15 protein-coding genes are annotated in these 11,738 nt (G+C 45.2%); 6 read left to right on the forward strand and 9 right to left on the reverse strand.

Features of this window, described 5'->3' with window-relative positions; all coding sequences use genetic code 11:
• The 5 genes from Q0198_RS09260 to Q0198_RS09280 form a co-directional block, all read left to right on the forward strand.
• On the forward strand, positions 1 to 305 hold a 305-nt coding region (locus tag Q0198_RS09260), incomplete at its 5' end, for a hypothetical protein (RefSeq protein WP_297897319.1).
• A 15-nt stretch (positions 306 to 320) separates the two neighbouring features.
• Positions 321 to 1,076: a twin-arginine translocase subunit TatC gene (tatC, locus tag Q0198_RS09265; protein WP_297897321.1), complete on the forward strand. Its 756-nt coding sequence runs from the start codon at positions 321 to 323 to the stop codon at positions 1,074 to 1,076.
• 1 nt (position 1,077) lies between these two features.
• Positions 1,078 to 2,097, forward strand: coding sequence for a tRNA preQ1(34) S-adenosylmethionine ribosyltransferase-isomerase QueA (queA, locus tag Q0198_RS09270; RefSeq protein WP_297897322.1), 1,020 nt, complete (start codon positions 1,078 to 1,080; stop codon positions 2,095 to 2,097).
• On the forward strand, positions 2,094 to 3,131 hold the full coding sequence (locus tag Q0198_RS09275; RefSeq protein ID WP_297897325.1) for a hypothetical protein: 1,038 nt from the start codon (positions 2,094 to 2,096) through the stop codon (positions 3,129 to 3,131). The genes queA and Q0198_RS09275 overlap by 4 nt, the downstream gene beginning before the upstream one ends.
• A gap of 39 nt (positions 3,132 to 3,170) precedes the next feature.
• Complete coding sequence (locus Q0198_RS09280; protein WP_297897326.1) at positions 3,171 to 3,623, forward strand: hypothetical protein; 453 nt, start codon at positions 3,171 to 3,173, stop codon at positions 3,621 to 3,623.
• A 325-nt stretch (positions 3,624 to 3,948) separates the two neighbouring features.
• Here Q0198_RS09280 and Q0198_RS09285 read toward each other — a convergent pair whose 3' ends face one another.
• The 9 genes from Q0198_RS09285 to Q0198_RS09325 form a co-directional block, all read right to left on the reverse strand.
• Positions 3,949 to 4,092 (reverse strand): hypothetical protein, encoded by a 144-nt coding sequence (locus tag Q0198_RS09285; RefSeq protein WP_297897329.1) that lies wholly within the window; start codon positions 4,090 to 4,092, stop codon positions 3,949 to 3,951.
• Between the two features lie 30 nt (positions 4,093 to 4,122).
• Positions 4,123 to 4,278 (reverse strand): hypothetical protein, encoded by a 156-nt coding sequence (locus Q0198_RS09290; protein WP_297897331.1) that lies wholly within the window; start codon positions 4,276 to 4,278, stop codon positions 4,123 to 4,125.
• A gap of 259 nt (positions 4,279 to 4,537) precedes the next feature.
• A complete protein-coding gene (locus tag Q0198_RS09295) occupies positions 4,538 to 4,834 on the reverse strand; it encodes a hypothetical protein (protein ID WP_297897333.1) in 297 nt (98 codons plus the stop codon).
• Between the two features lie 112 nt (positions 4,835 to 4,946).
• Positions 4,947 to 5,207 (reverse strand): 30S ribosomal protein S18, encoded by a 261-nt coding sequence (gene rpsR, locus Q0198_RS09300; RefSeq protein ID WP_295151385.1) that lies wholly within the window; start codon positions 5,205 to 5,207, stop codon positions 4,947 to 4,949.
• 13 nt (positions 5,208 to 5,220) lie between these two features.
• A complete protein-coding gene (locus tag Q0198_RS09305; protein WP_297897336.1) occupies positions 5,221 to 5,826 on the reverse strand; it encodes a single-stranded DNA-binding protein in 606 nt (201 codons plus the stop codon).
• A gap of 10 nt (positions 5,827 to 5,836) precedes the next feature.
• On the reverse strand, positions 5,837 to 6,250 hold the full coding sequence (gene rpsF / locus Q0198_RS09310) for a 30S ribosomal protein S6 (RefSeq protein ID WP_005873267.1): 414 nt from the start codon (positions 6,248 to 6,250) through the stop codon (positions 5,837 to 5,839).
• An 84-nt stretch (positions 6,251 to 6,334) separates the two neighbouring features.
• A complete protein-coding gene (locus Q0198_RS09315; RefSeq protein ID WP_297897338.1) occupies positions 6,335 to 7,339 on the reverse strand; it encodes a DNA polymerase III subunit delta in 1,005 nt (334 codons plus the stop codon).
• Positions 7,339 to 9,261 carry a ribonuclease R family protein gene (locus Q0198_RS09320; protein ID WP_297897341.1) on the reverse strand — a complete coding sequence of 641 codons (1,923 nt, stop codon included), beginning with the start codon at positions 9,259 to 9,261 and terminating at the stop codon, positions 7,339 to 7,341. Before Q0198_RS09320 ends, Q0198_RS09315 begins: the two co-directional genes overlap by 1 nt.
• Positions 9,258 to 10,478, reverse strand: a complete 1,221-nt coding sequence (locus Q0198_RS09325; RefSeq protein ID WP_297897343.1) for a hypothetical protein — start codon at positions 10,476 to 10,478, stop codon at positions 9,258 to 9,260. The genes Q0198_RS09320 and Q0198_RS09325 overlap by 4 nt, the downstream gene beginning before the upstream one ends.
• Positions 10,479 to 10,733: 255 nt before the next feature.
• Between Q0198_RS09325 and Q0198_RS09330 the strand changes: the two genes are divergently transcribed.
• The gene (locus Q0198_RS09330; RefSeq protein WP_297897345.1) at positions 10,734 to 11,522 is read left to right on the forward strand and encodes a hypothetical protein; all 789 of its coding nucleotides are present in this window, start codon (positions 10,734 to 10,736) and stop codon (positions 11,520 to 11,522) included.
• Positions 11,523 to 11,738: the final 216 nt, after the last annotated feature.

Raw genomic sequence — 11,738 nt, forward strand, 5'->3', positions numbered from 1 at the left:
CAAATTTAAGGTCAAATTCGAGCGGCGAAAATTCCGCGCAAAGCTCGGGCGCCGCGAACTCTGCGCAAGGCTCCGCCGGCGACGCAACAAATTCTAGCACCGGAGGCAAAGACAAAAATTCTAGCGTCGAAAACGAAAGCGAAAATTCCATGCCGAGCGCGGGCAGCGCAGAAAATTCCACACAAAATACGAATGCAAGCGGTGAAGCGAAAAACGGCGCGGAAAATTTAAATGCAAATTTAAACGGCGATGCGCAAAATTCTATGCAAAATTCCGCGCAAAATAGCGATACGCAAAAATCATAATGAGAGAGAAATTTAATGTTTGAAGAGCTAAAACCGCATCTAGCCGAGCTTCGCAAGCGCCTAGTTATCTGCGTTTTGTCCGTCATCGTCCTTTTCATCGCGTGCTTCGGCTTTTGGGAAGATATTTTAGGCTTTATGACCCGTCCGCTGGTGCGCGTGCTTCCTAAAGGCAGTGAGATCATCTTTACCCAGCTTGGCGAGACCTTTTTTACTGCGATGAAGGTATCGTTTTTCACCTCGTTACTTCTAGCGATGCCGATAATTTTCTGGCAGGTGTGGCTTTTCGTAGCGCCCGGACTTTACGACAACGAGAAAAAATATGTCATCCCTTTCGTTAGTGGCGCGAGCATTATGTTCTTTTTAGGCGCGGCGTTTTGCTATTTTTTCGTAATCCCCGTCGCGTTTAATTTCTTGGTAAATTTTGGCGCCAAGCAATTTACTGCGATGCCTACAATCGGCGAATATGTAGGCTTTTTCGCTAAGCTCGTCGTCGCATTCGGCATCAGCTTCGAGCTTCCTATAGTAACCTTTTTCCTCGCTAAGATCGGGCTTGTAACAAATAAAAGCCTGAGCGATTTTTTCCGCTACGCAATCGTCATTATTTTCATCTTTGCGGCGGTGATGACGCCGCCGGACGTGCTTAGCCAGTTTATGCTCGCAACTCCGCTAATTGCACTTTATCTGCTCTCAATCTTCATCGCCAAAATGATAAATCCGTATAAGCCCGAGGATGACGAAGGCGAAAATTCCACGGACGTAGCGCAGGCGTGAGATGGCGGATCTAAATTTAGTTGGCAGCTACGATTACGAGCTTCCTAGCGAGCTCATCGCAAGCGCTCCCGTCATGCCCAAACAAAGCGCGCGCCTACTGATCTACGACCGCGCCAAGCAGCAGATCACGCACGCGCACTTCGGCGATCTGGCGGACGCCCTGCCGCCCTGCGATATTATTTTCAACGACACGCGAGTGATTAAGGCGCGCCTCTTCGGTCACAAAAACAGCGGTGGCAAGATCGAGCTTCTGTTAAACTCGCCGCTTGAGGGCAATAAATTTGGCGCCTATATTCGCGGCAGCGTCAAAGTAGGCAGCGAATTAAAATTTCAAAGCGGTTTTGAAGCGCGCGTTTGCGAGCTGATGGAAGGCGGGCTTCGCATCGTGCAGTTTGAGCAGGGCGGCGAAGCTTTAAACACCCATGATGTTTTTGAAATTTGCGAACGTATCGGCCATGTGCCGCTGCCACCGTATATCAAGCGCACCGATACCAAGCAGGACGAAAGCTGGTATCAAAGCATCTTCGCGCGCGAGCAAGGCGCCGTCGCCGCACCCACCGCGAGCTTGCATTTTGATAGCGAGATGATTGCGGATTTGCGTCAAAATCACGATATCCACTTCATCACGCTGCATGTGGGCGCGGGCACCTTCAAGCCCGTGGAAGTAGCGGATCTGCGCGAGCACAAGATGCACGGCGAGCTCTATTCCATCCCGCCGCAGACCGCGCAAATTCTAAAAAGCGAACGAAAAATTTTAGGCGTGGGTACGACCGTTACGAGAACGATCGAAAATTTTGCGCGCAACGGGCAAAGCAGCGGAATCTGCGAGCTGTTTTTGCACCCGGGCAACCCGCCGATAAGACAGAATTTTTTGCTTACAAATTTTCACCTACCCAAATCCACGCTGATAATGCTCGTAGCGAGCTTCATCGGGCTTGAGCGCACGCTTGAGCTCTACCGCATCGCAGTGGAGCAAAGATACCGCTTCTACTCCTATGGCGATGGGATGCTTGTGCTATGAAAGCCGTGGTTTTAGGCGCGCTAGCAATATTGGCTGCGACGGCAGGCTTTGCGGCAAGAAAATTTTTTGCTAAAAAGCCCGCCGTAAGCGGCAAAATTTTCTCCGCTGCGCCTAAAGCCAAAGAAAGTGATTCCGTCGTGCCTAGACGCGAGGATATCGCGCAGATCGATATTTTAAAAATTTTAAAATTCCAAAGCGAAATTTTATTTGAGGAGTGCACGAAATACGACAGCACGCTATATCTTAGCTTCCCGCCGCAGCTGCCACGTATCTACGGCGGCGAGGTGCTAAATCTCACTAGCGCGGTTTTTGACGCGTGCGAGTTTTTCCTACAAAATATTGCTGAACCGATCCGCGTAAGCGTGGAATTTAGCAGTAAGGAACTTAGAGCGAATATGAGCTCTATCAAGCTCGATGTTCGAGTAGGTATCGATCGCGAGCTAAAGGATCCGCGCACCTATGCGCTTAAAGGTGCGCTAGAAAGCGCTGCTAGCACGGATGATGAGTATCTTACTTCGGCGCAGACCCATTTGCGTGCACTCGGTTCGCATCCAAGTATTGGAGCCGACGGGCGCGGAACCTTTATCAAAATGGATGCCGTGCTTAGCTGCTTCGCGCAGCAGAGCTTTAGCGCCAAAAAATACGACTACAACGTCATAATCACGCACAAAAACCGCGCGATCTTCGAGGAGCTGCGAGATTTTTTGAGCGGGCTTGGTTGCGAAGTGATGCCAAACTCCAACTGGGAGAGCGCGAAGAGGCACCTAAACGACTTCATCTACGTAGCCGACGTCGTCATCCTTGACGCCGAGATCCTGCGCGCCAATATAAGCGAAATAAACTACCTCAACGCGCTGGAAAAAGACGGGGTATTTTTCATATTTTTGCTCAAAAACAAACACTCGCTCAAGGTTCTGGAGGGGCTAAATTTTAAATTTTTCAAGCTCGAGATGCCATATTTCTACGATGAGTTTTACGCCACGCTCGATATCATCGAAAAGATCAAAAACGATGAGAACTTCTTGGGGCTGTAGCGAACGGGTAACGACAAATTTAAAACCAAAGAGATTGAAGTGATATATTTTGACTTAGATTGGATCAAGGGCAATATAAAAGATAGCGAATATGCCTTAAGGCAGCGGCGATACGAGGCGTATTTAGCAGGGCTGCATAAAAATATGCATACGCTAGAAAGAATTTTTGCGGGCATAAATTTCAACGATGCGCTATTGCTACCTAAAAAGCAAATTAATGAAAAGTTGCATTTGAAATTTTACATCGGAGATTTGCAAAATGGATATTATGAACTAAAATGCGTTATGAGCTCTGATCAAAGATGCGGCGCGGCAGCAGGCGAAATAATAACGAGCGAGATATTTTACGAAAATGGCAATTACCGCTTCTCTTTCATCCTCGCTTGCTTAAAGGAATACGCCGTTAACTTTTCCAGGATAGATAGCCTTAAATTTAACGCGATTTCGCAGAAAAAATACCACTTTGAGCATAAGAAATTTAAACTTTTATAGAAAACCGCGCGCCTCATCGGTCGCGCATAAAATTTTACCCGTAAAAATCGCGCCCTTAAATTTATCCCACTTGCAAGCCGCAAATAGCGTAAATTCCGTCGCGCCTTACAGCTAAATTTATTAAATTTAACATAGTCCACGCACAAGCAAGTTTATTTCGTCCGCTTACCTCAAAAACGCTCAAGCTCCATTTTTAAAATTTACGCCTCAAGCGGACTTAAGAAATTTTACAAGCGGCATAATCTGTTTTGAAGCGCCCGATAAGACGTATATAAAGCGAGTAAATTTAAGAATTTAGTGCGAGGCTCGGCTCGCGATTTAAATTTTATCTTCTGCCCTCTTTTTTAGCCCTGACCGCCTCATAAAGCTCGTCGATCGAGGTCGCGGACGAGCCAGAGTATTTCTGCGCCGCTCGCATAGTCTTTTTGCCCCACTTGCCGTCGATCGTCACGCCGTAGCCGCTAAACATCAAACTTTGCTGGATATAATAGACTTTATATTACTGCGTCATACTTTGTTGCTTCTGCACTTCGTGCTCGGCATCTTTTACCTGCTCACTTTTATAAACAGCATCAGCCGTAAAGTATGCTAGCACTAAAGCTCCAGCGATCGGAACGACAAGGGTAACAAATCTATTATTTACGTTAGAAGTCAAGCCTTCTAAAATGCCTTTGCAACGCAAAACACTATAAAAGCAGGAATGGAAGCTATAACGGCATTAAAACCACCCAAAATGGCTATGACGCCAAAAACGATAACCGCAGCTGCAAGTCCATCAAAAGCACCACTACCAGCAAGAAAACCTAGAGAAAATTCATAATCTATCTTTTAAAATTTAAGTAGCGTAATGCTCCCAAATTTAAATTTAATCAGAGAATTACAAAAATTTATCTGTCAGCGGACGGCGACATAGACTAATTAACGTGCTTCATAATCCTATTAAATTGTGGACTGTGATCTCGCGCCATAAAAATAGAAGCAATTATACCTATAACTCCTATAGCTAAGATGATGTAAAATATTGTACCACTATCTTTAGTAAAAGTTCCTATAAACCAAAGCCAAACTATAGAACCAAGAAGTGTCTTTATCCATGGTCTGCGATAAGATATCTCCGCCTGGCACCCACCGCATACGATTGCTCCGTATTTGATGTCGTCTTTGCCACAAAATGGGCACATTAAATGATCCGGATGTTCATTCTCTGCCATAATTTCTCCTTTGAAAAAATATAGGTGGAATTATATATATAAGAGCGGGCTTAAATTTTAAAATTTAGAGTTTAAAATAGGGGGAATTTTAGCGGCTTTGTACCGCTAAAATTTAAAGATTTTCGAATGGATTTACGACCACGTCTTTACGATCGACGATGTAAGGTATGAGGGCTGCTTGGCGCGCGCGCTTGATAGCCTTTTCTACCATCTCTTGGTATTTTTTGCTGGTGCCGGTTAAGCGGCGCGGCATAATCTTAAAGCGCTCGCTTAGGCAGTGCTTTAGCAGCGCTGTGTCCTTATAATCGATAAATTCGATCTTTGCTTCCGTAAATTTGCAATACTTCCTAGTATATTTTCTCTTATCTGCCATGATTTTTCCTTAATTAAAATGGGATCGTGTCGTTGCCGTCATCGTACTTATCGGCATCGACATCGACTTCCGGAATCGTGCTTTCGTAACTCTGCTCTTTTTGTTTAGGCGCGTTGTAATCGTTTTTTGCGCCTCTAGAATTTGAGTTTTGTCTATTAGTATAGCTATTTCCGCCGCCGTAATTACCGCCGCCGCCGCCATAGCTAGAATTTCCTCCGCCGTAGCCGCCGGAGCTTCCACCATAATTGCCGCCCTCGTAATTACCGCCTTGATTATAGCCGCCGCTTCCACCTTGATTGCTTCCTAGCATCTCCATCGTATCTACGCTGATAGAGTGTTTGCTTCGGTTCTGTCCGTTTTGATCCTGCCACTGATCTAGCTTCAAACGGCCTTCGATCAAAATTTTACTGCCTTTTCGCAAGTATTGGTTTGCGATCTCGGCCGTGCGACCGAAAAAATCTATGTCTATAAAGCACGTTTCTTCGCGTTTCTCGCCGTTTGAGCTATTGTATCTGCGAGTGACGGCGATACCGGTTTTGCCTACGGCAGTGCCCGTTTGCAGATATCTAAGCTCGATATCTCGGGTCAAATTACCTACCAAAACTACTTTATTAAACATATTTTATCCTTTATTCGCCCTCTTTGGCTGCTTCTTCAGGCTCTTTTGGCTCTACCGGCGCTTTTGGCTCGCGCTCTTTTTTCGCAGGGCTTAGTTTGATGCCTTTGCTTAGCTTGTCCCAAGCGGAAATTTCGCGCTTAGTCTCATATTTGACGGTCAAAAATCTAATGATATCTTCGGTGATGCGCAGATTTCTAACAAGTTCGGAGATCAAGCTCGGCTCGGCCTTAAAATAGATTACGAAATAAACTCCGCGCTCATATTTATCGATCTTATAGGCTAGCTTTCTAGCGCCCATTTCGATTACGGAAGCGATCTCTCCGCCGTTTTTGGTTATGATTTCTTTGACGAAATCGACTTTTGTTTTAACTTCATCGTCGGTAAGCGTGGGCTTAACGATGAATAAAACCTCGTAGTTTCTCATAAATTCTCCTTATGGATTTTAGCTCGCAAACAGCGTCTGCGGGCAAGGATTTTGCAAAAAATGCAAAAGGATATTACTAAAATTTCACTTAATGTTTGCTTTTTGCCCGAGCGAACTCAGTAACATGCGCTGCAACCTCAAAAACGACGCGAGCAAAAGCTCATCCTTCGCCGCATTCTTTTCGCTTTTGAGTTCAAATTCCAAATCGTTTAAGTGAGCGAAAATTTTATAAAAAGTCCGTGTAGAAAAGTTGGTGGCGTAGCGCTGCATCTGTGCGGCCACGGAAGGGGGCGGCTGGTAGCCTAAAACCGCCTTAAAATCAAATCTGCCGTTTATTTTCACGTAAGCGTGAAGTCTAAAAATTCTATAAATAAGGCGGTAGAAATAATTTATCAGCTCCATCTCGTTGTATCCGCCGCCCAGAGCCATTTTGTAAAAATCTACGCGAAAATCGCAAAGGCTGAAAATTTTATCAAAAAGCTCGTCGTAGCTCACCTCGCTAAGGCCATAAACCATCAAATTTACGTTTTGCAGGCTAAGCTCGAGCCCCAGACTTGCAAATTTCTCTATCTCGCTCGCGCTCAGGCTCAGGCTTTCGTTGTGTATGGCGTAGATCCTACTAAGTGCGGCGGTGTTTGCAAAAAGCCCGCACATCTCGCATTTTTGCGCAAGCAGCGCTATGGCTTCGTTTACGCCAGAGGGTTTGAAAAACCTGACCTCGTTTCGTTCAAATTCCTTGATAAAATCCGCACTAACCGAAATTTCGCTATCGTTTAGCTCGTAAATTAGATGGTTATTCGCGTCCGCCTTGCACAGCGCGATGAGCCTTCGCAACTCCTCTTTTTTGATGAGCGAGGCGGTTTTGATATGAAGCGTGTTGCTGCCGCCAAAAAGCGAGGGCTCCAAAAAGCTTCGCGCCGCATCAAAATCATACTCTAAAAAATACAAACTCAAAAAATTTTCCGAGGCGTAAATTTGCTTCAATCGCTGCGCGTAAAGCTCGTTTGAAAAATCGTCTCCGCCGCGCAAAAGCACGAAATTCGGCACCCTGCCGCTTGCGATAAGCCCGTCAAATTCTTTCCTATACATCAGATTTTCTTTACCACCCTGCCTAAGATCACTCCGCTAGCGATGTTTGCTTCCGTAAGCTCGACTAGCACGGGCGTTAAAATGTCGCCGGCGAAATTTGAAATCAAAATTTTAGCTCCCTTTAGCTTGTCGTCGAGCTTTGCGGTGACGGAATTTCCGTTTTCGTCGATGTAGCAGCGAAATTTTTTGCCCAAATTTTCCGCGGCCCAGCGCGCAAATTTTCGGTCCATAAAATCAAACGCGACCTTATCCGCCTCGCGCTCAAGCTCATTTAGCCGCGCACACGTCGCGTCTATGTTTAAAAGCAGGTAATTATAAAATTTCTCATCCCCCCTCATCTGCGCCTTTAGCAATCGGTGCAAAATGAGATCGGAATAGCGCCTAATCGGGCTTGTGAAGTGCGTGTAGTTATCAAATCCGAGCCCGAAGTGCCCGCGCGATTCGGATGCGTATTCGGCGCGCTTTTGAGCCTTGATGATGAGCTTATCGACCTCCTCGCGGATCCCCATGGCATCGGCTTGAGCCTGGATTTCGCCGATCATTTTAGCAAGGTTGTTCTGATACGGCGCGTCGATGCCGAACAGCGCCAGATCGTCAAGCAGCGCGTAAATTTTTTTAAGCTCCGCCGAGCCGTGATTTCTAAAAATACCCCGCTCGATGCGCGCCGCAGCGGCTTTGTTGGCTAGCAGCATACAATCCTCGATGAGCTTGTGCGACGGAGTGTCGGTCTCAAAGCGAGTGGAGCTTATAAAACCGCGCTCATCAAGCGTGATGCGAAGCTCCTTGGTGCGGAAATCAAATCCGCGCTTCAGCCTCGCGCGGCGCAGTCGCTCGCAAATTTCATTAAGCGGCAAGAGCCAGTTTAAAATTTCAGGCTCGCGCGCCTTGCGGGTACGTAAAATTTCATCGACCTCGTCGTAATTGTAGCGGCGCTTTGATCTTATGATCGCTTCGAAAAACTCCTCTTTTTGCGGGTTTAAATTTTCATCCAAAGAGATTTTAAAAACAAAGGCTAGCCTCGGCAGATTTGGCATCAGCGAGCAGATATTTTCGCTAAGCTCGCGCGGTAGCATCGGCACGGAGCGGTGCGGGAAGTAAATCGAAAAACCGCGAAATTTCGCCTCCTTATCGATCGGCGAGTATTCGCTTACATATTCGCTCACATCGGCAATCGCGACGTAAAGCGTGCGCTCTTTTACGTCAAAATAGATCGCGTCGTCGAAGTCCTTGGCGTCGATAGGATCGATGGTGCAAAAGGGCAGATGCTGCAAATCCACGCGCTGCGGATACAGCGCCCCGTCCACTTCGCTGCCGAAGCTTGCGGCCTGCTGCTTGCACGCTTCGTTAAATTCGTCGTTTTTATCATAGATCGCTAAAGAAATTTTCTCATCGACGAAGGGATCGGCTAAGTTTCCGATCACCTCGGTAATTTCGTTCGTTAGATTATCGATCTTTAAAAGGGTATTCGGCGGCAGTTGCTTTAGCGATTTTTGCGTGGCTTTGAGCGGATTTGCGAGGCCGGTTTTAACGTTCACGCCTAAAATTTCGCGCCCGAAGCTTTTGGTATAAACCACGCTCGTTAAAAATGCGGGCTTGACGCACATCAGCACTTTTGCGTGCAGGCGGGACTTTCTTGAGCTTAAAATTTTTGCTAGGATCAGATCGCCCAGATGCACGCCGCTTAAATATCTGTTTTCGATGATGAGATCTGCCTTGAAGCGATCATCGAAGCTTTGTAGATAGCCCGTACCGTCGCGCGCGATGTCGAGCCTGCCGAAAACATAGCCGTCGTTTAGATAGAGCTTGCCTTTGTGCGCGCTGATGGCGCCGATATTTAGGAGGTTACGCACGAGCTCCTTTTGCTCGCCGCTAAGATCCCTTTCAAATACGCCCGAGTTAAAGGCGCGCAGGAACTCTTTCATATCGAAATTTCGCCTTTAGCCTCTAAAAACGCCTCCTGCTCGAAGCCAAACTCGACTAGTAAATTTAAAGCGTTGTCGATGCTAAGCTCGTCAAAGTGATGATAGATATTGACCGCGGTTTTGGCGATCTTTAGCATCGCGTAGCGGGATTTGTTCTCAAAAGGCGCGTCGTCCGGGGCGTTTGAATACAGCGCGTCCTGCGCGATCTGCTCTAGCCCGAAATGCGCAAATAGCGCGTGCGAGACGCTTTCGCGGTTCGTGCCGCTAAATTCCATCTCCACGTCGGTAAAATCCTGCGGGAAGATCGAGCCTTTGATGGCGTGGTAAAATTCCTCCGCCTTGCCCGCCGCGCACACTTGCTCGTCGATAAAAACCCGCCCGAACTCCACTAAAATCACGCTTGAGAGGATACTTTGCTCAATCTGCGGGTAGGATTTGATCCACGAAAACATAAGCAGATTTCGCAGCAGCGAGACCTGCGTGAGCTTTTCGCGATCGATGCGATACGCCTGCAGGCTCGGCTTTAGCATCTCGTCAAATACCGCGAATAGAAAAAACGCCCGCATCTGCTCGCGCCCGTAAAGCTCAAACGCTCGCTGTAAATTTAGCGTTTTTAGTGCCGCGGCGCCCTGCTCCTGCGCCTTCTCCCATTCTTGCCCCTGTTTTTGCTGCTGCGCTTGTATCGGCTCTCGTCTATGCGCTCGTTCGGCTTGCGCGGAAATGCTCGAACCTAGCGCGCAATCAGCTCTCGCAGCGGCGTGCTGATTTTGCCGCTGCGTATCGCTTGCTGCTTGCGAGAGGTTAAATTTAAAATTCTCGTCGCTGCAATTTACGCCGTTTGCGCCGTTTGGATGATTAAATTTAAGAATGTCGCCCTGCCCTGCTAAGTCTGTGCCTTTTTTCTCGCTCGAGGTGCACTCGTTTTGCCGCCACTCGTCTGCGGCGTCTTGCAGGCCGCATCCTATGGGCTTCGTACTTTGGGGATCGCACTGCTCATCCGCGGCACCGAAATTTTGCCTCGCGAGCTCCTCGACGCTAAATTTAGACAAACCGCAAAAGGCTAAATCTAAAATTTTATCCGCAAAGGGGGTGTTTTTTGAAATTTGCAAAGCGAGCCTGACATCCGAAACATCCGCGTCAAACGATGCTAAAATTTTTAAAATTTCATTGCTAAAGCCCGCGAGCGCGCCTATTTTTTGGGTTATAAATTTATTCATTTTAAAAAGCCGTTCAATATAAATTTCGCACAATCATATCAAATTTTAACTCAAATTGCAAAGCAAAACACCGCCGTTGCGTCTAAATTCCGCTTCAGCTCGCAGGCTTTTGAAGTGCTTTTTTTACGCCTGAAAATCGCAAATCAACCTGCATCTTGTCGCAGCGGCAAAACCGAAATTTCACTTGCTGTTTTATAAAATTTTAATCCCCTTTCGTATAGAATGCATCGAAATTCCGTTTATAAAGAGCTAAATTTGGATAAATTTAAAGCCGGTGCTGCGCTAAGGAAAGAAGAGACTAGGGACTACGACAAAGAGCCACTAGTTTTGCGGGATTATTCTGGCTTTGCTTTGATTTTACATTATTTGTTTATTTTGATATTTTGGATTACTGCTTCCGGGTTTTGCATTAGTTGCTTAGACGATTTTGAAAGCGGTATTTTAGATTTTGACGACACAAAACAAACGATAATAAAATTTGGCTTTGCGATAGTTGCATTTTTGATATTTGATTGTTTTAATATTATAAATTTAAAGAAAAAATATACCTATTTTTATAATTCAAAAGTTGCATATTATGATCAAAATTTTAAAGAAATTAGCAGTGAAGATATAATATTTAACAACGACACAACCTTTAAGGCAATCTGGTTTTTAGATATGATATTTTCAAGTATTTTTGGTAAGGTATTTTTGGTTAGTTTTTTCATAATTAGCTTTATTAAAGGAACCTTTGGCATATCTTTAATAGGTGTATTACTTTTAATATTTATATTATTGTTTGCGGAATTTTTAGAAATTATAGTTTTTTTGGTAATTTATAGATATGAAAATAAAAGTTTTAAAAATTTTTGGAAAATATTTCCAAAATTTCAAATAAATCTTGAATACGCAGAAGACATACATTGGTCTGATTATAGGCGAAATAACGAAAGACTTTATTCTATACATATATTTTCTTTCAATGAAGAAAATTACGATAAGGTAAGAGATTATATTTTTACAGTCTTTAATATAGATATAAATAAAAATTTAAGCAAATAACATTTTTTTGATAAAGGATAAAAAATGAGAAAGTTTGAGGCGCTAAAAACATATGCAGAGCTAGCATGGGCGGGGTATAGGGGATTGAACAATTAACAAGCTGTGGTACAAAAAAGACTGCCATGGATTTTGGGTTAACTGAGGGTTAATTCAGATCAAATAGATCCAAATATCAAATTTGCAAATTTAAATTTACTTGTTGCTTGAATTTAAAAG

The sequence above is a fragment of the uncultured Campylobacter sp. genome (assembly GCF_938045205.1).
Taxonomy (GTDB): Bacteria; Campylobacterota; Campylobacteria; order Campylobacterales; family Campylobacteraceae; genus Campylobacter_B.